This window comes from Novosphingobium sp. EMRT-2 (assembly GCF_005145025.1).
GTDB lineage: Bacteria > Pseudomonadota > Alphaproteobacteria > Sphingomonadales > Sphingomonadaceae > Novosphingobium.
This window is the reverse complement of sequence record NZ_CP039695.1, coordinates 1,605,153-1,626,351: the sequence shown is the minus strand read 5'-3', so window position 1 is coordinate 1,626,351 and position 21,199 is coordinate 1,605,153. Positions and strand designations below refer to the sequence as shown.

Here is a 21,199-nt window from a genome sequence, read left to right as displayed (position 1 = left end):
GCATGGCAAGCCAGGCGCATCCCGACAACGACGCGGGGCGGTTCGAGCGCCGCCGCCGCGATATCGTGCGCGCAGCGACCGACCTCATCAACGAAAAGGGCGTGAAGGGCACTACGTTCAGCGAAGTGGCGGCGCGCGTCGGGCTCAATGCCAGCAGCGTTGCCTACTACTTCGGGCGCAAGGAGAACCTTGTCCACGCGGTGTTCGAGGCCACGATCGACCGCCTGATCGCGCTGGCGCGGATCGCGGCGCAGGCGCCCACCCCGCGCGCGCGGCTGGCCTGCTGGATCGACGGGCACGTCGATCTGCGTGCGATGATCCGGCGGGGCGAGGAAGGGCGCATTGCCGTCCTGTCGGAAATGCGCACGCTGCCCGAAGCGCTGCACCGCCCGTTGCAGGAGCGGTACATCGAGCTGTTCCGCGTGGTGCGTGATCTGTTGCCGGCCGGGCCGGGGGAGCGCGACCATGCGGTGCGCACCGCGCGGGCGCACATCCTGCTTCAGGTGATGTTCTGGTTGCCGGCGTGGACGCCGCTCTATTCCGTGCAGGACTTCCCGCGCCTCAAGCAGCGGTTGCTGTCCGTTCTGGCGGATGGGATCGCGCCGCGCGGGGCGGCATGGCGGCCCGAAGCGCTCGGCGGCGGTGATGCGCCATGGCGGACGCCGCCGGAGGGAATGCGCAACCCGCGCGGGGAATTCCTGCGCATGGCGACGCTGACGATCAACCAGCGCGGCTACAAGGGCGCTTCGGTCCACCGCATCGCCAGCGGGCTGAACGTGACCAAGGGCAGTTTCTATCACCACAACGAGGCCAAGGACGATCTGGTGCTCGCCTGCTTCGAGCACGGCAACGAAAGGATCGCGGCGGTGCAGTTCGCCGCCGCCACGCTGCCGCGCAACGGCTGGGGGAGGATTTCGAGCGCGGTGGCCGAACTGGTGGCGTTGCAGCTTTCCGATCCGACGCCGCTGTTGCGCACGACGGCGTTGCAGGCCCTGCCGCAGGAACGGCGCGATGCGGTGCTGAACAGCGCGCAACGTATCGCGCGGCGGTTCGCGGGGATGCTCTCGGACGGGATCGCGGACGGCTCGTTGCTGCCGGTCGATCCGCTTGTCGCCGCCGAAGTGCTGGCGGCGACAATCAATCCGGCCAACGAATTGCGGAGCTGGGCGGCGGGTTTCGACGATCCTGCGCAGGCGGTGGAATGCTATGCCGCCTGCTTTTGTTATGGCCTGCTGTCAGGCGTGGAGCCCGTTTGACGCCAACGGCCTGGTTTGCGGTCCTGCGCATCCGGCGATCCGCCTTTGCCTTCGACCAGCGGATCGCGATCGAGATCGGGCCGGTGCAGCAGGCGCCAGATCATCAAGGCCATCAGGAAGTGCGGCACCAGGACGGTGATCTTGTCGATCATGGCCTGCGCTGTATCAGGCGCGGGTTAACGTCCGGTATGCACGCCTTTGACTGCGCCATCGGGTGACAAGCGGCGCGGACTGCGCAATTGTCCGCGTCCATGATGCTGCCCGATGAAACCGTTGCCGAAGCGCCCGCCGCGTCGCGCCGCTGGTATGGCCACCTCTACCTGCAAGTGCTGGTCGCCATCGCCGCCGGCGTGCTGATCGGCCATTTCGCGCCCGCCACCGGCGAGGCGCTGAAGCCGCTGGGCGATGCCTTCATCAAGCTGGTGAAGATGGTGATCGCGCCGGTGATCTTCCTGACGATCGTGACGGGCATCGCCGGGATGCGCGATCTCGCTTCGGTTGGTCGGGTCGCCGCCAAGGCCTTCGCCTATTTCCTGTTCTTCTCCACGCTGGCGCTGATCGTGGGGCTGATCGTGGGCAACATCGTGCGGCCGGGCGCGGGGCTGAACATCGATCCGGCGTCGCTCGATGCCGGAAAGGTCGCCGCCTATGCCGCTAAGGCGCACGAGGCGAGCGTGACCGGCTTCCTCATGGCGATGATCCCGGAAACCTTCCTGTCGTCGCTGAGCGAGGGCAACATCCTGCAGGTCCTGGTCGTGGCGATCCTGTTCGGCATCGCGCTCGCCACCACGGGCGCGCGGGGCGAGCGGGTGGTCGCGCTGCTGGAAGACGTGTCCGTCGCGTTCTTCCGGCTGGTGGCGATCGTGATGAAGGCGGCGCCCGTCGGCGCGTTCGGCGCGATGGCCTTCACCATCGGCAAGTATGGCATCGATAGCCTGGCGAACCTCGTCCACCTCGTGCTGACGTTCTACCTCACCTCGGCGCTGTTCGTGCTGGTGGTGCTGGGCGTCGTTGCGCGGCTGGCGGGCTTTTCGATCCTGCGGCTGATTGCCTATCTCAAGGATGAACTGCTGCTGGTGCTGGGCACGTCCTCGTCGGAAAGCGCGCTGCCCGCGCTGATCGACAAGATGGAGCGCGCCGGCTGCCCCAAGGCGGTGGTCGGCCTGGTCGTGCCCACCGGCTACAGCTTCAATCTGGACGGCACCAACATCTACATGACGCTGGCCTCGCTGTTCATCGCGCAGGCCTGCAAAGTGGAACTGACACTGGGTCAGCAGGTGCTGCTGCTTAGCGTCGCCATGCTTTCGTCCAAGGGCGCGGCGGGCGTAACCGGCGCGGGCTTCATCACGCTGGCGGCGACGCTTTCGATCGTGCCTTCCGTGCCGGTGGCGGGCATGGCGTTGATCCTGGGCGTCGACCGTTTCATGTCCGAATGCCGCAGCCTGACCAACTTCATCGGCAACGCCGTGGCAACGGTGGTCGTCTCGCGCTGGGAGGGCAAGCTGGACGAAGGTGCGCTGCGGGCTGCGCTGGGGGGTGGCGGCTAGCGGGCTTTGGTGTCGGAAGCGCCTTGCGATTTTCCCGTGCTGTTATGCATCTTTCATTTTGGCGTGGCATTCCGAAAGAGGAGATAGACCGTGCGCGAATTTTTCAGGCAAGTATGCGTCCTCGCGTTCCTGGGAAGCGTGCCGGCTTCCGCCCAGGTTCCTCCGTCTCCGCCGTCTGCTGCGGCCTTGGAACCGGATGGGCCGTGGCGCGTGAATTATGCTGACGACGGATGTCATCTGCAGCGCCATTTCGGAACCGCCAGTCAGGAGGTTACGCTCGATATTGCGAAATCGGCGGGGCCGGACAGCCTCGATATTCTGCTGGCCGGGGGCGGGGTGCCCAAGCTCGCCGCGCGCGTGCAGGTCGATCTTCGGCTCGACCCGGAAGGCCGCTCGCAACAGTTCGGAGCGGAGACGATCAAGGTGCCGGGCAAATCCGCACGTCTCATCGGCGCATACGATGTCGATGCGAAGCTGCTGGCAACGGCGCCCGATAATCAGGCGGCATCGTTCTCCGTTGCCGGGGACTTATTGTTCGCGTTGAATCTCAAGGATTTTGGGAAGGCGTTCGCTGCGCTGCAACCGTGCTACGACGATCTCCTGCGCGGGTGGCAGATTGATCCTGCGGGCGTTGTTGGGTCGTTCCCGGCATCCGGTGCCGAAGGGAAAGCGCATCGCGGAAATCCCGGTGTCGTGATCGCGCAGCGCGCGGATATTCGCCCGCAAGCGATCGAACCGGACAGTTGGGTGAGCTGGAAAGATTATCCTAGCGAAGCCTTGCACTTGGAAGTCGGCGGCACCGTGGTCGTGGCGCTCACGCTGAACAGTTCGGGCCGTGTCGATGCCTGTCGCGTGATTGTCAGCAGCAAGGTTTCGTCATTGGATCAGAAGTCGTGCGAGGTCATGTCTTCTCGCGCGTATTACACGTTGTCGGCGCCAGGAGATGGCAAGGCTGCGTCGCCCGTTGCCATCGAGCGTATTCGCTGGATTATCCCGCTGACGGGGCCTTGATCGCTGCGGGTGACGGACCCGGATCGTCAGCAACCGCCGGTTATCCCTCCCCGATCCGGTAGGGCACCAGATCGCGCTGGCTGGGATCGACCATGATCGCCTTGTCGCTGGGGGGGAAGGCGCGCTGGTCGCAGGTGTCGCGCGGGCAGATGCGGCAGGAGGCGCCGATCCGGGCGACGGCTTCGTCGCGCTGGAGGTTGAGGCCGTCGGCATAGACGAATTCGCTGGCGAGCGCGGCTTCGCAGCCCAGCGCCACAGCATAGCGGCGCGGCGGGCGGTAGAAGCTGGCCGATGGTTTCACCAGCCCCTTCGCGATCGAGACATAGCGCACGCCATCGGGCATCTCGGCCACCTGCACGTGGATGCGGTCGGGGATCGCCACCGCCTCGTGCACGATCCACAGCGGACAGGCGCCGCCGAACCGGCCGAACTGGAGGCGGGTGGCCGAATGGCGCTTGGTGATGTTGCCGGCCATGTCCACGCGGCAGAAGAACACCGGAATGCCGCGCGCCTGCGGGCGTTGCAGCGTGGACAGGCGGTGGCAGGTCTGTTCGAAGCTGGTGCCGAACACCTGCCGCAGCCGGTCGACGTCGTGCCGCAGCGCGCGTGCGGCGGTGCGGAACTGCTCGTAGGGCATCAGCAACGCCCCCGCGGCATAGTTGCCCAGCCCCACGGTCAGCAGTTCGCGTGCGGCGTCGCTGGCGAGCAGCGTGTCCTCGACGATGGCGGCGATGTCCTGTTCCAGCGCCATCGCGGTCAACTGGTAGGCCATCTGGAACCGGCTGCTTTCGACCGGCTGGCTGGAATCAATCACCAAGCGCCGCTGCACCGGATCGAACAGGCGCAAGGGGCCGCCCGGCCGGTAGTCGATGGTCACGCCGCGCGCCGCGAACCACGCTTCCATCCGGTCGATCGAGGGCGACGCCTGATCGGCGGCCAGTTCCCGCGCCAGGACTTCGGCGCGGCGGTCGATCAGATCGACGTAGTTGTTGGCGAGGTGGAACCAGTCGCGCACTTCCTCCCACGGCAGGCGGCCGCCGGTGATCCCCGCCGCCACGCTGTCCGACCCCAGCGCCTCGTCCAGCATTTCCAGCCGCTGCCGGTCGCGGCGGTGGATGGCGTGCATCCGCACGAACTGTTCGGCGAACGCGGGGAACTGTTCGGCCACGCGCTCGATCTGTTCGCCCGGCAGCGTGGCGGGCAGCAGCGGGTCGGCCACCGCCTGCCGCAGCGCATCGGCCAGCAGGTCCTGCCGGTCCGGCGCAAGGTCTTCCCAGTCCACCGGAAATTGCGCGCGCAGCCGGTCTGCCAGCGCGGGGGTGAGATGGCGTTCGTCGTTTTCGAGCTGGCAGAGGTAGGAAGCGCTGATGCCCAGCGCGCGCGCCATCTCGGTCTGCAACAGGCCTCGCCGCGTTCGCAACGCGCGCAACTGGTTTCCGGCAAAGACGCGGCGTTTGCTCATACTTTAGTTGATAATTTGCAAATCTGTGCTTTGCAAGTTTGCAACTTAACATTGGACTCTGCGGTCCTGTTGCGCCATCGCGGCCGATTATCTGGTCAGGTTTGGGGCGAGGATATGTCTGCGAATATCGCCGAAATGGAAAAGCGTCGTGAAGCCGCGCGGATGGGCGGCGGGCAGAAGCGCATCGACGCGCAGCACGCCAAGGGCAAGCTGACCGCGCGCGAAAGGCTCGAAGTGCTGCTCGACGAAGGCAGCTTCGAGGAAGTCGACATGTATGTCGAGCACAACTGCGTCGATTTCGGGATGCCCGATACGGTCATTCCCGGCGATGGCGTGGTCACCGGATCGGGCACGATCAACGGCCGGCTCGTGTTCGTGTTCAGCCAGGATTTCACTGTGTTCGGCGGCGCGGTTTCCGAACGCCACGCCATGAAGATCTGCAAGATCATGGACATGGCGATGAAGGTCGGCGCGCCTGTCATCGGCCTCAACGATTCCGGCGGCGCGCGCATTCAGGAAGGCGTTGCTTCGCTCGGCGGCTATGCCGAGATCTTCCAGCGCAACGTGCTCGCCTCGGGCGTCGTGCCGCAGCTTTCGCTGATCATGGGCCCATGCGCGGGCGGCGCGGTCTATTCCCCGGCGATGACCGACTTCATCTTCATGGTGAAGGACTCGTCCTACATGTTCGTCACCGGCCCTGACGTGGTCAAGACCGTGACCAACGAGATCGTCACGCAGGAGGAACTGGGCGGCGCGGTCACGCACACCACCAAGACCTCCGTGGCCGACCTCGCGCTCGAGAACGACATCGAGGCGCTGCTCGCTGCGCGCGACTTCTTCGATTACCTGCCGCTGTCGAACCGCCAGGACGTGCCCGAGCGGCCGACCTCGGACCCCTACGACCGTAGCGAGCCGAGCCTCGACACGATCATCCCGGCCTCGGCAACCCAGCCCTATGACATGCACGAAGTCATCCGCAAGACGGTGGACGAGGGCGAGTTCTTCGAAGTCCAGCCCAAGCATGCCGGCAACATCATCGTCGGCTTCGGCCGTGTGGAAGGCCGCACCGTCGGCATCGTCGCCAACCAGCCGATGGTGCTGGCGGGCGTGCTCGATATCAACTCGTCGAAGAAGGCCGCCCGCTTCGTGCGCTTCTGCGATGCCTTCAACATTCCGATCGTGACCTTCGTCGACGTTCCGGGCTTCCTCCCCGGCACCGCCCAAGAGCACAACGGCATCATCAAGCATGGCGCCAAGCTGCTCTTCGCCTATGCCGAGGCGACCGTGCCCAAGATCACCGTCATCACCCGCAAGGCCTATGGCGGCGCTTATGACGTCATGGCCTCCAAGCACCTGCGCGGTGACCTCAACTACGCCTGGCCCACCGCCGAAATCGCGGTGATGGGCGCCAAGGGCGCGGTCGAGATCATCTTCCGCGGCCTCTCCGCCGAGGAGCAGGCCGAGAAGACCAGGGAATACGAAGACCGCTTTGCCAACCCGTTCGTGGCGGCGAGCAAGGGCTTCGTCGACGAGGTGATCTACCCGCACTCCACCCGCCGCCGCGTGGCGCTCGGCCTGCGCAAGCTGCGCAACAAGAGCCTCGAGAACCCGTGGAAGAAGCACGACAACATTCCGCTTTGATCTGCCCCCGGATTTTGGAAAGACCGACAATGACCGACATCTACATCGTCTCGGGCGCGCGTACCGCGATCGGCTCCTTCGGCGGCAGCCTTGCCCCGCTGCGTCCGGCAGAGACGGGCGCGATCGTGATCAAGGAAGCCATTGCCCGCGCCGGGATCACTGCGGACAAGGTACAGAACGTGGTGATCGGCACCGTCGTACCCACCCAGCCCAAGGATGCCTACGTCAGCCGCGTCGCTGCGGTGAACGCGGGCGTGCCGATCGAGGCCCCGGCCATGAACGTCAACCGCCTGTGCGGTTCGGGCCTGCAGGCGATCGTTTCGGCAGCACAGGGCATTGCCCTGGGCGAGCAGGACATTGCCGTCGGCGGCGGCGCGGAAAGCATGTCGAACGCGCCGCACATGATTCTCACCGCGCGCAACGGCCAGAAGATGGGCGATCAGGTGCTGATGGACGCGATGCTCGGCGCGCTGCACGATCCGTTCGAAGGCATCCACATGGGCGTGACGGCGGAAAACGTGGCGGAACGCTGCGCGATCAGCCGCGAGGATCAGGACGCGCTGGCTGCGGAAAGCCACAAACGCGCCGCTGCGGCCATCGCCGCGGGTTACTTCAAGGACCAGATCGTCCCGGTCGAGATCAAGACCCGCAAGGGCGTGACCGTGTTCGACACCGACGAGCACGTGCGCGGCGAGACGACGGCGGAATCGCTCGCTGGCCTCAAGCCTGTGTTCAAGAAGGACGGCACGGTCACCGCAGGCAACGCGAGCGGCATCAATGACGGTGCGGCGGCCGTCGTGCTTGCCAGCGGCAAGGCGGTGGCAGAACTTGGCCTGAAGCCGATGGCGAAGATCCTCGGCTGGGGCCATGCGGGCGTTGAACCCAGTGTGATGGGCCTCGGCCCGGTCAAGGCGGTGCCGGTGGCGCTGCAGCGGGCAGGTCTCTCGCTCGACCAGATCGACGTGATTGAGAGCAATGAGGCGTTTGCCGCGCAAGCCTGTGGCGTCGCCAAGGAACTCGGCTTCGATCCGGCCAAGACCAACGTCAACGGCTCGGGCATCTCGCTCGGCCACCCGATCGGCGCGACCGGCGCGATCCTGACGGTCAAGACGATGTACGAGTTGCAGCGCACCGGCGGCAAGTACGGCCTGATCACCATGTGCATCGGCGGCGGTCAGGGCATCGCCATGGTCATTGAAAGGGTCTGAGATGAAACTGGGCCGCTTGAACCACGTCGGCGTCGCCACGCCTGACATGAACGCTTCCATCGCCTTCTACCGCGACGTCATGGGCGCGAGCGAGATCACCGAGCCGTTCGTGCTGGAAAGCCAGCAGGTGCGCGTGGCGTTCGTCAACACGCCGGGTGAGAACGGTACTGCCGGCACGCAGATCGAGCTGATCGAGCCGACCAGCCCGGACAGCGCCGTGGGCAAGTGGCTCGCCGCCAATCCCCTGGGTGGCCAGCACCACCTTTGCTACGAAGTGCCCGACATCCACGCAGCGAAGGCCTGGTTCGAAGCCCAGGGCAAGCGCGTGCTCGGCGAACCCCGCATCGGCGCGCACGGCACGCTGATCTTCTTCGTCCACCCCAAGGACATGGGCGGGCAGCTGACCGAGATCATGGAGACGCCCAAGGGCGGGCACTGAGCTTCTAGCCCTCTCCCCTTCAGGGGAGAGGGTTGGGAGAGGGGGCGCGCGCACCCAAAGCGTCGCAAGGCCCCTCTCCAACTTCGGCTAGGCAGCAAGCTGCCTAGCCTGCGTATCCTCTCCCCGACCGGGGAGAGGGCATGGAGATTGAGACGATGACCGACAAGACACTGGCCGATTGGCAGGCCGCCGCCGCCAAGGAAGTCAAGGGCAAGGATCTGACCTGGCAGACGCCGGAAGGCATCGCCGTCAAGCCGCTCTACACCGCCGAGGACGTCACCGCCGATCCCGGCCTGCCCGGTTTCGCCCCGTTCACGCGCGGCGTGCGCGCCTCGATGTACGCCGGTCGCCCGTGGACCATCCGCCAGTACGCAGGCTTCTCCACGGCGGAGGAATCCAACGCCTTCTATCGCCGCAACCTCGCCGCCGGGCAGAAGGGCCTCTCGGTCGCCTTCGACCTTGCGACGCACCGCGGCTATGACTCCGACCATCCGCGCGTCGTCGGCGATGTCGGCAAGGCGGGCGTCGCCATCGACTCTGTCGAGGACATGAAGATCCTGTTCGACGGCATCCCGCTCGATCAGATGTCGGTGTCGATGACCATGAACGGCGCGGTGATCCCGATCCTCGCCTTCTTCATCGTCGCCGGTGAAGAGCAGGGCGTTGACCGCAAGCTGCTCGACGGGACCATCCAGAACGACATCCTCAAGGAGTTCATGGTCCGCAACACCTACATCTACCCGCCCGAACCCAGCATGCGGATCATCTCCGACATCTTCGGCTATACCAGCCGCGAGATGCCGAAGTTCAACTCGATCTCGATTTCCGGCTACCACATGCAGGAAGCCGGGGCGACGCAGGTGCAGGAACTCGCCTTCACCATCGCCGACGGGATGGAATACGTGAAGTACGGCGTGGCCTCCGGGCTGGACATCGACAAGTTCGCCGGTCGCCTCTCGTTCTTCTTCGCCATCGGCATGAACTTCTTCATGGAAGTGGCCAAGCTGCGCGCCGCCCGCGTGCTGTGGCACCGGGTGATGACCAAGCTCGGTGCGCAGGACGAACGCTCCAAGATGCTGCGCACCCACTGCCAGACCTCGGGCGTCAGCTTGCAGGAGCAGGACCCCTACAACAACGTCATCCGCACCACGATCGAGGCGATGGCCGCGATGCTCGGCGGCACCCAGTCGCTCCACACCAACGCGCTCGACGAAGCCATTGCGCTGCCCACCGACTTCTCCGCCCGCATCGCGCGCAACACGCAGATCGTGATCCAGGAAGAGACGGGGATGACCAAGGTGGTCGATCCGCTCGGCGGGTCGTACTACATCGAGGCGCTGACGCAGGAACTGGTCGACAAGGCCTGGGAGATCATCGAGCGCGTCGATAGCGAGGGCGGCATGGCCAAGGCCGTCGCCGCCGGCTGGCCCAAGGCGATGATCGAGGAAGCCGCCGCCGGCCGCCAGGCGCGGGTCGACCGGGGCGAGGACGTAATCGTCGGCGTCAACAAGTATCGCCTTGCCAGCGAAGACCAGATCGAAACGCTCGAAGTCGATAACCACGCCGTGCGCGAAGCGCAGATCGCGCGGCTGAAGGCAGTGCGCGCGGGGCGTGACGAGACCAAGTGTCGCGCCGCGCTCAACGCGCTGACCGAAGGCGCGAAGACGGGCGGCAATCTGCTTGAACTTGCGGTCGAAGCCGCGCGCCACCGCGCGACGCTGGGCGAGATTTCGGACGCGATGGAAATCGTGTTCGGCCGCCACGGCACCGTGCCGACCCCGGTGAAGGGCATCTACGGTGCGGCCTATGCCGGCGACAGCCGCTACCGGCAGGTGCTGGACGGCGTCGAGGCCGTGACTCGCCGCCTGGGCCGCAAGCCCCGCATGCTCGTCGCCAAGATGGGCCAGGACGGGCACGATCGCGGCGCCAACGTGATCGCCAGCGCCTTCAGCGACATGGGCTTCGACGTCACCAGCGGCCCGCTGTTCCAGACGCCGCAGGAAGCCTGCGCGCTGGCGCTGGAAAAGGACGTCGACGCGGTGGGGGCATCGAGCCTCGCCGCCGGGCACAAGACGCTGATCCCCGAACTGATCGGCCACCTGAAAGCCGCCGGCCGGCCCGACATCAAGGTCGTCGCCGGGGGCGTGATCCCGCCGCAGGACTATGAATTCCTGCGCGAAGCAGGGGTGCAGGGCATCTACGGCCCCGGCTCCAACGTCGTGGAATGCGCGGCGGACATGCTGCGGCTGCTGGGCCACAACATGCCGCCACTGGGTAGCGAGATCGAAGCGGCGTGATAGGGTCGCGCGCGCTACACGAAGGAGGATGCCATGACGCAGAAGCTTGAGACGCTGACGGTCCACGCCGGGTGCGCGCCTGATCCGACGACCAAGGCGCGGATCACGCCGATCTACCAGACGGCGAGCTATGTGTTCGACAGTGCCGAACACGCGGCGAACCTCTTCGCCCTCGCCGAATTCGGCAATATCTACACCCGCATCATGAACCCCACCAACGCTGCGCTCGAAGCGAAGATCGCGGCGCTGGAAGGGGGCGTGGGCGCGCTGGGCGTGGCATCGGGCCATGCCGCGCAGTTCATCGTGTTCCACACCCTGATGGAGCCGGGCTGCGAGATCGTGGCCGCCAAGAAGCTCTATGGTGGCACGCTCAACCAGTTCGCGCACAGCTTCGCCAAGTTCGGCTGGAAGGCGGTGTTCGTCGACGCCGACGATCCTGCCGCCGTCGCCGCGGCGATCACCGACAAGACGCGCGGCGTGTTCATCGAAAGCCTCGCCAACCCCGGTGGCGTGGTGCAGGACATCGCGGCGATTGCCGACATCGCCCATGCGGCGGGCGTGCCGCTGATCGTGGACAACACCATGGCCAGCCCCGCGCTGTGCCGCCCGATCGAGCATGGCGCGGACATCGTCGTCCATTCGTGCACCAAGTTCCTCAACGGCCACGGCAATTCCATCGGCGGCCTGATCGTGGATTCGGGCAAGTTCGACTGGGCGGCCAGCGACAAGTTCCCCTCGCTCACCCAGCCCAACCCCAGCTACCATGGCGCGGTGCTGACCGAGGCGTTGAAGCCCGTCGGCCCGATCGCCTTCATCATCGGCTGCCGCGTGCTGGGCCTGCGCGACCTTGGCCCTGCCATGGCGCCGATGAATGCCTTCCTCACGCTGACCGGCATGGAAACGCTGGCCCTGCGCATGGAGCGCCATTGCAGCAATGCGCTGCACCTGGCGCAGTGGCTGCAGAACCATCCGAAGGTGGCGTGGGTGAGCTATGCGGGACTGCCGGAAGACCCCTATCACCAACTGGCGAAGCAGTACCTTGGCGGCAAGGGCGGCGCGGTATTCACCTTCGGCGTGAAGGGCGGGTACGAGGCGGGGGTGAAGCTCGTCCAGTCGGCCAAGCTGTTCAGCCACCTCGCCAACATCGGCGACACCCGCTCGCTCATCATCCACCCCGCCTCGACCACGCACAGCCAGTTGGGCGAGGAAGAACTGGTCGCCGCGGGGGCAGGGCCGGACACGGTGCGCGTCTCGGTGGGCATCGAGCACATCGACGACATCGTGGCCGATCTGGCGCAGGCGCTGGAGCAGGTCTGAATTACGGTAATTGCAGCGACGGAAAGATAGGCATGTTCAAGAAAATCCTCATCGCCAACCGTGGCGAAATCGCCTGCCGCGTCATCAAGACCGCCCGCCGGATGGGTATCCGGACGGTGGCCGTCTATTCGGATGCCGATGCGCGCGCGCCGTTCGTGCAGATGGCGGACGAGGCGGTGCATATCGGTCCGTCGCCGGCCGCGCAGTCGTACCTGATCGCGGACAAGATTATCGCGGCGTGCAAGCAGACCGGCGCGGAAGCGGTGCATCCGGGCTATGGCTTCCTGTCCGAGCGGACGTCGTTCGCCGAGGCGCTGGCGGCGGAGAACATCGCGTTCATCGGGCCGCCGGTCGGCGCGATCGCGGCGATGGGCGACAAGATCGAATCCAAGAAGCTGGCCAAGCAGGCGGGCGTCAACGTGGTACCCGGCTTCGTGGGCGAGATCGAGGATACCGAGCACGCGGTGCGCATCTCCAACGAGATCGGCTATCCGGTGATGATGAAGGCCTCGGCCGGCGGTGGCGGCAAGGGCATGCGCCTGGCCTACAGCGAGAAGGACGTGCGCGAAGGCTTCGAGAGCGTGAAGCGCGAGGGCCTCAATTCGTTCGGTGACGATCGCGTGTTCATCGAGAAATTCATTCTCGACCCGCGCCACATCGAGATTCAGATCCTGGGCGACCAGCACGGCAACATCCTTTACCTCAACGAACGCGAATGCTCGATCCAGCGCCGCCACCAGAAGGTGGTGGAGGAAGCGCCTTCGCCGTTCGTCACGCCCAAGATGCGCAAGGCGATGGGCGAGCAGTGCGTCGCGCTGGCGCGGGCGGTGGGCTACTATTCGGCCGGCACCGTCGAGCTGATCGTCTCGGGCGCGGACAAGACGGGCGAGAGCTTCTACTTCCTGGAAATGAACACCCGCCTGCAGGTGGAGCATCCCGTCACCGAGGCCATCACCGGCATCGACCTGGTCGAACAGATGATCCGCGTCGCCTATGGCGAGAAGCTGGCGATGACGCAGGACGACGTGAAGATCGACGGCTGGGCCATCGAGAACCGCGTCTATGCCGAAGACCCCTATCGCGGCTTCCTGCCCTCGACCGGACGCCTGGTCCGCTACAATCCGCCGCTGGCCGGCTGGACCGACGATGGCGAGGCCAATGGCCGTCGCGGCGTCGATGGCGTGCGCGTGGACGACGGCGTCTATGAAGGCGGCGAAGTCTCGATGTTCTACGACCCGATGATCGCCAAGCTGATCACCTGGGGGCGGACGCGCGACGAGGCGGCGGACCGGCAGATTGCCGCGCTCGATGCTTTCGAGATCGAGGGGCTCGGCCACAACATCGATTTCGTCAGCGCGATCATGCAGCACCCGCGCTTCCGGTCGGGCGAGCTGACCACCGGCTTCATTGCCGAGGAATATCCCGAAGGCTTCCACGGAGCGGCAACGTCGGATGCGCTGAAGCGCACGCTGGCGGGGCTGGCGGGCTTCCTCGCCACGGCGCGGGCCGACCGTTCGCGGCAGATCGACGGGCAGTTGGGCGACGAACTCGATCCGCCGTCGTCGTGGGCGGTGAAGATCGCCGGCGAAACCCACGCGGTCGAAGTGGGCGGCAACACGATCACGGTCGACGGGGCCGAGATCGACCTCGCGCTCGAATACACGCCGGGCGATCGCCTCATTCATGCCGAGGCCGATGGCGAGGCGCTGATCGTCAAGGTCGAGGCGAAGGCTTCGGGCCTGCGCCTGACCACGCGCGGTGCGATCCACGATGTCCAGGTCCTGCCGGGGCACATCGCGCATCTGGCGCGGCACATGATCGAGAAGGTGCCGCCGGATATGTCCAAGTACCTCGTCTGCCCGATGCCGGGCCTGCTCGTGGCGCTGAACGTGGGCGAAGGCGATACGGTGGAGGCGGGGCAGCCGCTCGCGGTGGTCGAGGCCATGAAGATGGAAAACATCCTGCGCGCGGAAAAGGCGGGCAAGGTCAAGGCCGTCAATGCCAAGGCGGGCGACAGCCTGGCCGTGGATGCCATCATTCTGGAACTTGAATAAGTCATCCGGGGCCGCGCCTGCCGCCCCGTCGAAGAGAGGAACGCTGCAATGAAAGCCCTGGTCTGCGTGAAGCGGGTGATTGATTACAACGTGAAGCCCCGGGTGAAGGGGGATGGCACGGGTGTTGATTTGGCGAACGTGAAGATGAGCATGAACCCGTTCGACGAGATCGCGGTGGAGGAAGCGATCCGCCTGAAGGAGAAGGGCGTGGTGTCGGAGATCGTGGCGGTGTCGGTGGGACCGGCGAAGGCGCAGGAGACGCTGCGCACGGCCTTGGCGATGGGCGCGGACCGAGCGATCCTGGTGCAGTCGGACGACGAGGTGGAACCGCTGGCGGTGGCGAAGATCGTCAAGGGGATTGCCGATGAAGAGCAGCCGGGCCTGATCATCACGGGCAAGCAGGCGATCGACGATGATTCGAACCAGGTGGGGCAGATGGTGGCGGCGCTGCTGGGCCGTCCGCAGGGGACGTTCGCCAACGAGGTGACGGTGGACGGCGACGCCGTGGTGGTGAAGCGCGAGATCGACGGCGGTCTGGAGACGGTGCGGCTGGCGCTGCCGGCGGTGGTGACGACGGACCTGCGGCTGAACGAGCCGCGCTATGCCTCGCTGCCCAACATCATGAAGGCGAAGAGCAAGCCCTTGGCGACGAAGGCGCCGGGGGACTACGGCGTGGACACGAGCCCGCGCCTGAAGACGCTGAAGGTATCGGAGCCGCCGGTGCGGCAGGCGGGGATCAAGGTGGCCGACGTGGACGCGCTGGTGGCCAAGCTCAAGGAACTGGGAGTAGCCTGAGATGACCAAGGCACTGGTATGGGTCGAACACGATGGTTCGGCGGTGAAGGATGCGACGCTGTCGGCGGTGAGCGCGGCGGCGCAGCTGGGCGAGGTGACGCTGCTGGTGGCGGGCGCGGGCGTGGACGGCGTGGCCCAGGCGGCGGCGCGGATCGCGGGCGTGGCCAAGGTGGTCACGGCCGATGACGCGAGCCTGGCCAACGCGCTGGCGGAGAACGTGGCGCCGCTGGTGGCGGGGCTGATGGCGGACTACGACGCGTTCGTGGCGCCGGCGACGACGACGGGCAAGAACGTGGCGCCGCGCGTGGCGGCGCTGCTCGACGTGATGCAGATCTCGGACATTCTCTCGGTGGAAGGGCCGAAGACGTTCACGCGGCCGATCTACGCGGGCAACGCCATTGCCACGGTGGAGAGCGGCGACGCCAAGCTGGTGATCACGGTGCGCGGCACGGCCTTTGCCAAGGCGGCGGCGGACGGCGGCAGCGCGGCCATCGAGGCGGTGGGCGGCGCGGCCGATGCGGGGACGAGCAGCTTCGTGGGCGCGGAGATCGCCAAGAGCGAGCGTCCCGAACTGACCTCGGCCAAGATCATCGTCTCGGGCGGGCGGGCGCTGAAGGACGCGGCGACGTTCGAGCAGGTGATCGTGCCGCTGGCGGACAAGCTGGGCGCGGGCGTGGGCGCGAGCCGCGCGGCGGTGGACGCGGGCTATGTGCCCAACGACTACCAGGTGGGCCAGACGGGCAAGATCGTCGCCCCCGAAGTCTATATCGCCGTCGGCATCTCCGGCGCCATCCAGCACCTCGCCGGCATGAAGGATTCCAAGACCATCATCGCCATCAACAAGGACGAGGACGCCCCCATCTTCCAGGTCGCCGATATCGGCCTGGTGGCGGACCTCTTTTCCGCCGTCCCGGAGTTGACGAGCAAGCTCTAAGGCCCGAGAGGGCTACCGATTCGCAGTTTCCATTCCACCCCAGGAGGGATCATGAACGTCCACGAATACCAGGCCAAGGAGCTGTTGGCGAAGTTCGGAGTCGGCATTCCGGCCGGCATCGCCGCGCTCACGGTCGAAGAGGCCGTCGCTGCCGCCAAGCAGCTTCCCGGACCGCTGTATGTGGTCAAGGCGCAGATCCACGCCGGCGGCCGCGGCAAGGGCAAGTTCAAGGAACTGCCGGCCGACGCCAAGGGCGGCGTGCGCCTGGCCAAGAGCGTCGAGGAAGTCGAGGCGTTCGCCAAGGAAATGCTCGGCAACACGCTGGTGACCGTGCAGACCGGTGAGGCCGGCAAGCAGGTGAACCGCCTCTACGTGACCGATGGCGTGGACATCGCCAAGGAATACTACCTGTCGATGGTCGTCGACCGCGCCACCGGCCGTGTCGCCATGATCGTCTCGACCGAAGGCGGCATGGACATCGAGGAAGTCGCCCATTCGACCCCCGAGAAGATCGCGACGATCACCATCGATCCGGCGCAGGGCTTCATGCCGCACCACGGCCGCGCCGTGGGCTATGCGCTGAAGCTGACGGGTGATCTCAACAAGCAGGCCGCGAAGATCGCGCAGCAGCTTTACAACGCCTTCATGGCGCTGGATTGCGACATGCTCGAAATCAACCCGCTCGTCGAAACCAAGGACGGCAATCTGCTCGTCCTCGACACCAAGATGAGCTTCGATTCGAACGCGCTCTACCGTCACCCCGATGTCGTCGCCCTGCGCGACGAGACCGAGGAAGACCCGGCCGAAATCGAAGCCAGCAAGTACGACCTCGCCTACATCAAGCTCGATGGCAACATCGGCTGCATGGTGAACGGCGCGGGCCTCGCCATGGCGACGATGGACATCATCAAGCTGAACGGCGAGTTCCCGGCCAACTTCCTCGACGTGGGCGGCGGCGCCACCACGGAGAAGGTGACGGCGGCGTTCAAGATCATTCTCCGCGATCCCGCGGTGAAGGGCATCCTGGTGAACATCTTCGGCGGCATCATGAAGTGCGACATCATCGCCGACGGCATCGTCGCCGCGGCGAAGGAAGTGAACCTGCAGGTTCCGCTCGTCGTCCGCCTCGAAGGCACCAACGTGCAGCAGGGCAAGGACATCCTCGCCAACTCGGGTCTCCCCATCGTTCCCGCCAACGACCTTGGCGATGCCGCGCAGAAGATCGTGGCAGAAGTCCGGAAGGTTTCCTGAACCATGAGCATTCTCGTCAACAAGAACACCAAGGTCATCACCCAGGGGATGACCGGCAAGACCGGTGCGTTCCACACGCAGGCGGCGCTGGACTATGGCACGCAGATGGTTGCGGGCGTGACGCCGGGCAAGGGCGGCACAACCCACATCGGCCTGCCGCAGTATGACACTGTCGCCGAGGCGAAGGCCGCCACCGGCGCCACCGCTTCGTGCATCTACGTGCCGCCTCCGGGCGCGGCCGACGCCATTCTCGAGGCGATCGATGCGCAGATGGAACTGATCGTCTGCATCACCGAAGGCATTCCGGTGCTCGACATGGTGCGCGTGAAGCGCGCGCTTTCGGGCAGCAAGTCGCGCCTGATCGGCCCGAACTGCCCTGGCGTGCTGACGCCGGACGAATGCAAGATCGGCATCATGCCCGGCTCCATCTTCAAGAAGGGTTCGGTCGGCGTGGTCTCGCGTTCGGGCACGCTGACCTATGAAGCGGTGTTCCAGACCTCGAACATCGGCCTTGGCCAGACCACGGCCGTCGGCATCGGTGGTGACCCGGTCAACGGCACCAACTTCATCGATGTGCTGGAACTGTTCCTGGCGGACGAAGAGACCAAGTCGATCATCATGATCGGCGAAATCGGCGGCGACGCCGAGGAGCAGGCCGCGCAGTTCCTGATCGACGAGGCCAAGCGCGGCCGCAAGAAGCCGATGGCCGGCTTCATCGCCGGCCGTTCGGCGCCTCCGGGCCGCCGCATGGGCCACGCTGGCGCGATCGTTTCGGGCGGCAAGGGCGATGCGGAAAGCAAGATCGCGGCGATGGAAGCGGCGGGCATCCGCGTTTCCCCCTCGCCCAGCCTGCTGGGCGAAACGCTGGCCGAAGCGCTCAAGTAAGGCGCTCGGTGCCCGGTTCCGGCGCAAGCTGGACGGGCCGGGACCGGCACGGAAACGGGAAAGGGAGCCTTATGGCTCCCTTTTTCGTTCCGGCGGCCGGTAACGCTATGTCAAAGCTTCCTCTGCGATAGACAGCCAGCGGAATAGCGCAGCGCTTTCAGCGGGCTACGAAAAGCTGTTTCATTTTGTTGCAATGCAACATTCGTTGTGCCTTATGTCACGGCCGTGTCGCATGAGCAGGGTGTAGCGGAGCCATTCCGCGTCTGGTGCCCCCTGGTGGAACAGGCGGGCGCAAAGCCTTGGCGCAGCAAGCGTCGGGCATACAAAAGAGTGCGGGGCGCATGGCAATGTCGGAGCAACGCCGGGTGATGCTCTGGCCGTAACGCTATCGAGGAGTGAGCATGAAGGGTTCGACCGAACGCAAGCCGATCCGCAAGGCGGTGTTTCCCGTCGCGGGGCTGGGCACGCGGTTCCTGCCGGCGACCAAGGCTATCCCGAAGGAAATGCTGCCGATCATCGACCGGCCGCTGATCCAGTACGCGGTCGACGAGGCGCGCGAGGCCGGGATCGAGCAGATGATTTTTGTGACCGGGCGCGGCAAGACCTCGATCGTGGAGCATTTCGATACCGCGTTCGAGCTGGAACGCACGATGGCCGATCGCGGCAAGAATCTCGCGGTTCTGGAGCCCACGCGCATTCCGCCGGGCAATCTGGTCACGGTGCGGCAGCAGGTGCCGATGGGGCTGGGCCATGCGGTGTGGTGCGCGCGCGCGATCGTGGGCGACGAACCGTTCGCGATCTTCCTGCCCGATGAACTGATGATCGGCGCGCCGGGCTGCATGAAGCAGATGGTCGATGCCTATCACGAAGTTGGCGGCAACCTCATCAGCGTGCTGGAAGTGCCGGACGAGGAAGTGTCGAGCTATGGCGTGATCGCGCCGGGCGCGCGCCAGGGCACGCTGACCGAGGTCAAGGGGCTTGTCGAGAAGCCGAAGCGCGAGGATGCGCCGTCGAACCTCATCATTTCGGGGCGCTATATCCTCCAGCCCGAAGTGATGCGCACGCTGGAAGGGCAGGAAAAGGGCGCGGGGGGCGAGATCCAGTTGACCGACGCCATGGCAGCCATGATCGGGCAACAGCCGTTCCATGCCGTGACCTTCGCCGGCCGCCGCTTCGACTGTGGCAGCAAGACCGGCTTCGTCGAGGCCACGCTGGCGCTGTCGCTGGAACGGCCCGACATGGCGGACGAGGTGCGCGCCGTCGCCCGGAGGCTGCTGGGGCTTTGACCCCGGCAACGCCGATGGCGCCAGTCTGACCGAATTTTGAAAGCGCGGGAGGCGGGAGTCGCCTCTCGCTGTCGTCTCATGCACGGACGGGGAGTTCTGTGCATGAGAGACGCGACAAGCATCACGGCAGGCATGACCGCATCGGGCGATCCCGAGGCGATGAGCGGTCTTTCGCAAGGGGCGGGCGGCATTCACGCCTGGCACGCCGAGCGCTGGACCGTGATCGTGCCGTTTTTCAACGAACGCGCGCATCTGCCATCCTGCATCGCCAGCCTAGCACGGCAGGACGTTCCGTTCCGTATGGTGCTGGTGGACAACGCCTCGACCGATGGCAGCGGGGCGGTGGCGCTGGCGGCGTGCGCGGCGGCGGGGGTCTCGGCAGAATTGCTGGTCGAACAGGAGCCGGGCAAGGTTGCCGCGCTGCGGACCGGGCTGGCGGTGACGGGCACCGAATTCGTCGCCACGTGCGATGCCGATACGCTGTACCCGCCCGACTATCTTTCGCGCGCCGCCGGCTTGCTGGCCCGGGGCACGGTGGCCGCTGTCGCCGCCACGCAACCGCCCGGCGCTTCGCGCTGGCAACGGCGGTTCGCGGGATGGAAGCTGGAACTGACGTCGAAGCTGCTGCCGCAACAGTGCCTGAACGGCGGCGCGGGGCAGGTGTTCCGCACGTCTGCGCTGCGGGCGGTCGGCGGCTTCGATCCGCAGATCTGGAACTGGGTGCTGGAAGATCATGAGATCATGGCGCGGATCGAGCAGCAGGGCCGCATCGCCTATCACCGGCACTTCGAATGCGCGCCGGCCGAACGGTCCGGCTCCGCCCCTGCGCCGGGGTGGCGCTTTCACGAACGCATCCTGTACCATTGCTCGCGCGCGGCGAATCGCAAGGCGTTCTTCCACGGATACCTTGCGGACAGGCTGCGCGCGCGCGCCCTCAGCAGCGAAAGGTTGAGACGCCATGAAAGCCAGCTATCCCACGCCTGAGCGCTTCATCCTGTGCGCCGACGATTTCGCGCTTTCGCGCGGGATCAGCGAAACGATCGCTTCGCTGGCGGCATCGGGCAGCATCAACGCGGTGAGTTGCATGGTGCCCTTCGCGAACTGGGAGAAGGATGCGCCCTTGCTGGTCGAGGCCGCGCGCGTGCGCGATCCGCGCCACGGGCCGCTGCATGTGGGGCTGCACCTTACGCTGTCCAGCGAGCGCCCGATCACGCGCATGTCCTGCACGGATGCCGATGGCCGCCTGCCCAGTGCAGACGCGCTGATGGTGATGGCGCACCGGCGCAAGCTGGACCTCAAGGAATTCCGCGCAGAGATCGACGCGCAGATCGCGGCCTTCGTGGCGGTGCGGGGCGCGGCGCCGGATTTCGTCGACGCGCACCAGCACGTCCATGTCTATCCGGGCCTGCGCGAGGTGGTGGTCGATGCGGTGCTGGAACACGCGCCGCACGCCTGGGTGCGCAACCCCGGAGATCGGCTGGGGGCGATGAGCCGGCGGCCCTTCATCGACAAGGCTATCGGATCGAGCCTTCACGCGGCCGGCTTCCGGCGGCTGCTGTCCCGGCGCGGGGTGGCGAGCAACCGCAGCTTTGGCGGGCACTACGACTTCACCACCGACTATGCCGCGCTTTTGCCGCGCTTCTTTGCCGCGCCTTCGGATATGCACGTGGTCATGTGTCATCCCGGTGCCGGTCATCTTGACGGCGATACGATCGCAGACGCGCGCATTCGCGAAGCCAGCGTGCTGGCCGCCGCGGCGCTGCCCGAACGGCTGGCCCGGATAGAGCGGGTGGTGCCTCTGTGAGCGAAGCCGGGC

18 protein-coding genes are annotated in these 21,199 nt (G+C 66.1%); 16 read left to right on the top strand and 2 right to left on the bottom strand.

Going from position 1 to position 21,199, the window contains the following annotated elements:
• Positions 1-2: 2 nt before the first annotated feature.
• Positions 3-1,256 (top strand): TetR/AcrR family transcriptional regulator, encoded by a 1,254-nt coding sequence (locus FA702_RS07990; protein WP_136955715.1) that lies wholly within the window; start codon positions 3-5, stop codon positions 1,254-1,256.
• On the opposite strand, the gene FA702_RS07985 is transcribed toward FA702_RS07990, so the two are convergent.
• Entirely contained in the window at positions 1,223-1,408 is a 186-nt protein-coding gene (locus FA702_RS07985; RefSeq protein WP_124810563.1) for a hypothetical protein, read from the bottom strand. The two genes, FA702_RS07990 and FA702_RS07985, sit on opposite strands and share 34 nt — an antisense overlap.
• 99 nt (positions 1,409-1,507) lie before the next feature.
• On the opposite strand from FA702_RS07985, the gene dctA reads away from it, so the two are divergent.
• Positions 1,508-2,803 (top strand): C4-dicarboxylate transporter DctA, encoded by a 1,296-nt coding sequence (dctA, locus tag FA702_RS07980; RefSeq protein WP_136955714.1) that lies wholly within the window; start codon positions 1,508-1,510, stop codon positions 2,801-2,803.
• A 90-nt stretch (positions 2,804-2,893) separates the two neighbouring features.
• The gene (locus FA702_RS07975; protein ID WP_136955713.1) at positions 2,894-3,814 is read left to right on the top strand and encodes a TonB family protein; all 921 of its coding nucleotides are present in this window, start codon (positions 2,894-2,896) and stop codon (positions 3,812-3,814) included.
• Between the two features lie 40 nt (positions 3,815-3,854).
• Here the strand turns inward: FA702_RS07975 and FA702_RS07970 are convergent, their stop codons facing one another.
• The gene (locus FA702_RS07970) at positions 3,855-5,276 is read right to left on the bottom strand and encodes a short-chain fatty acyl-CoA regulator family protein (protein ID WP_136955712.1); all 1,422 of its coding nucleotides are present in this window, start codon (positions 5,274-5,276) and stop codon (positions 3,855-3,857) included.
• Between the two features lie 114 nt (positions 5,277-5,390).
• On the opposite strand from FA702_RS07970, the gene FA702_RS07965 reads away from it, so the two are divergent.
• From FA702_RS07965 to FA702_RS07905, 13 genes are all read left to right on the top strand, one after another.
• Entirely contained in the window at positions 5,391-6,917 is a 1,527-nt protein-coding gene (locus FA702_RS07965; protein ID WP_136955711.1) for an acyl-CoA carboxylase subunit beta, read from the top strand.
• 29 nt (positions 6,918-6,946) lie between these two features.
• The gene (locus FA702_RS07960) at positions 6,947-8,125 is read left to right on the top strand and encodes an acetyl-CoA C-acyltransferase family protein (protein WP_136955710.1); all 1,179 of its coding nucleotides are present in this window, start codon (positions 6,947-6,949) and stop codon (positions 8,123-8,125) included.
• Position 8,126: 1 nt separating this feature from the next.
• Entirely contained in the window at positions 8,127-8,564 is a 438-nt protein-coding gene (gene mce / locus FA702_RS07955; protein ID WP_136955709.1) for a methylmalonyl-CoA epimerase, read from the top strand.
• A gap of 155 nt (positions 8,565-8,719) precedes the next feature.
• Positions 8,720-10,861: a methylmalonyl-CoA mutase gene (scpA, locus tag FA702_RS07950; RefSeq protein ID WP_136955708.1), complete on the top strand. Its 2,142-nt coding sequence runs from the start codon at positions 8,720-8,722 to the stop codon at positions 10,859-10,861.
• A gap of 33 nt (positions 10,862-10,894) precedes the next feature.
• Positions 10,895-12,178 (top strand): O-acetylhomoserine aminocarboxypropyltransferase, encoded by a 1,284-nt coding sequence (locus FA702_RS07945; protein WP_136955707.1) that lies wholly within the window; start codon positions 10,895-10,897, stop codon positions 12,176-12,178.
• Positions 12,179-12,210: 32 nt separating this feature from the next.
• Positions 12,211-14,232 (top strand): acetyl/propionyl/methylcrotonyl-CoA carboxylase subunit alpha, encoded by a 2,022-nt coding sequence (locus FA702_RS07940; protein WP_136955706.1) that lies wholly within the window; start codon positions 12,211-12,213, stop codon positions 14,230-14,232.
• A gap of 48 nt (positions 14,233-14,280) precedes the next feature.
• Positions 14,281-15,027 carry an electron transfer flavoprotein subunit beta/FixA family protein gene (locus FA702_RS07935; RefSeq protein WP_136955705.1) on the top strand — a complete coding sequence of 249 codons (747 nt, stop codon included), beginning with the start codon at positions 14,281-14,283 and terminating at the stop codon, positions 15,025-15,027.
• 1 nt (position 15,028) lies between these two features.
• Positions 15,029-15,961 carry an electron transfer flavoprotein subunit alpha/FixB family protein gene (locus FA702_RS07930; protein WP_136955704.1) on the top strand — a complete coding sequence of 311 codons (933 nt, stop codon included), beginning with the start codon at positions 15,029-15,031 and terminating at the stop codon, positions 15,959-15,961.
• A 51-nt stretch (positions 15,962-16,012) separates the two neighbouring features.
• Positions 16,013-17,212, top strand: coding sequence for an ADP-forming succinate--CoA ligase subunit beta (gene sucC / locus FA702_RS07925; protein WP_124811465.1), 1,200 nt, complete (start codon positions 16,013-16,015; stop codon positions 17,210-17,212).
• A 3-nt stretch (positions 17,213-17,215) separates the two neighbouring features.
• The gene (gene sucD / locus FA702_RS07920; RefSeq protein ID WP_136955703.1) at positions 17,216-18,097 is read left to right on the top strand and encodes a succinate--CoA ligase subunit alpha; all 882 of its coding nucleotides are present in this window, start codon (positions 17,216-17,218) and stop codon (positions 18,095-18,097) included.
• Positions 18,098-18,498: 401 nt separating this feature from the next.
• Positions 18,499-19,383, top strand: a complete 885-nt coding sequence (galU, locus tag FA702_RS07915) for a UTP--glucose-1-phosphate uridylyltransferase GalU (protein ID WP_136955702.1) — start codon at positions 18,499-18,501, stop codon at positions 19,381-19,383.
• A 102-nt stretch (positions 19,384-19,485) separates the two neighbouring features.
• Positions 19,486-20,367 (top strand): glycosyltransferase family 2 protein, encoded by an 882-nt coding sequence (locus FA702_RS07910; protein WP_255504762.1) that lies wholly within the window; start codon positions 19,486-19,488, stop codon positions 20,365-20,367.
• Positions 20,342-21,187: a ChbG/HpnK family deacetylase gene (locus FA702_RS07905; RefSeq protein ID WP_136955701.1), complete on the top strand. Its 846-nt coding sequence runs from the start codon at positions 20,342-20,344 to the stop codon at positions 21,185-21,187. Before FA702_RS07910 ends, FA702_RS07905 begins: the two co-directional genes overlap by 26 nt.
• Positions 21,188-21,199 lie beyond the last annotated feature (12 nt).

Coding starts and splice junctions, on each gene's coding strand:
- FA702_RS07990 (WP_136955715.1), top strand. CDS start 3: ATGGCAAGCCAGGCGCATCCCGACAACGACGCGGGGCGGTTCGAGCGC.
- FA702_RS07985 (WP_124810563.1), bottom strand. CDS start 1,408: ATGATCGACAAGATCACCGTCCTGGTGCCGCACTTCCTGATGGCCTTG.
- dctA (WP_136955714.1), top strand. CDS start 1,508: ATGATGCTGCCCGATGAAACCGTTGCCGAAGCGCCCGCCGCGTCGCGC.
- FA702_RS07970 (WP_136955712.1), bottom strand. CDS start 5,276: ATGAGCAAACGCCGCGTCTTTGCCGGAAACCAGTTGCGCGCGTTGCGA.
- FA702_RS07965 (WP_136955711.1), top strand. CDS start 5,391: ATGTCTGCGAATATCGCCGAAATGGAAAAGCGTCGTGAAGCCGCGCGG.
- FA702_RS07960 (WP_136955710.1), top strand. CDS start 6,947: ATGACCGACATCTACATCGTCTCGGGCGCGCGTACCGCGATCGGCTCC.
- mce (WP_136955709.1), top strand. CDS start 8,127: ATGAAACTGGGCCGCTTGAACCACGTCGGCGTCGCCACGCCTGACATG.
- scpA (WP_136955708.1), top strand. CDS start 8,720: ATGACCGACAAGACACTGGCCGATTGGCAGGCCGCCGCCGCCAAGGAA.
- FA702_RS07945 (WP_136955707.1), top strand. CDS start 10,895: ATGACGCAGAAGCTTGAGACGCTGACGGTCCACGCCGGGTGCGCGCCT.
- FA702_RS07940 (WP_136955706.1), top strand. CDS start 12,211: ATGTTCAAGAAAATCCTCATCGCCAACCGTGGCGAAATCGCCTGCCGC.
- FA702_RS07935 (WP_136955705.1), top strand. CDS start 14,281: ATGAAAGCCCTGGTCTGCGTGAAGCGGGTGATTGATTACAACGTGAAG.
- FA702_RS07930 (WP_136955704.1), top strand. CDS start 15,029: ATGACCAAGGCACTGGTATGGGTCGAACACGATGGTTCGGCGGTGAAG.
- sucC (WP_124811465.1), top strand. CDS start 16,013: ATGAACGTCCACGAATACCAGGCCAAGGAGCTGTTGGCGAAGTTCGGA.
- sucD (WP_136955703.1), top strand. CDS start 17,216: ATGAGCATTCTCGTCAACAAGAACACCAAGGTCATCACCCAGGGGATG.
- galU (WP_136955702.1), top strand. CDS start 18,499: ATGAAGGGTTCGACCGAACGCAAGCCGATCCGCAAGGCGGTGTTTCCC.
- FA702_RS07910 (WP_255504762.1), top strand. CDS start 19,486: ATGAGAGACGCGACAAGCATCACGGCAGGCATGACCGCATCGGGCGAT.
- FA702_RS07905 (WP_136955701.1), top strand. CDS start 20,342: ATGAAAGCCAGCTATCCCACGCCTGAGCGCTTCATCCTGTGCGCCGAC.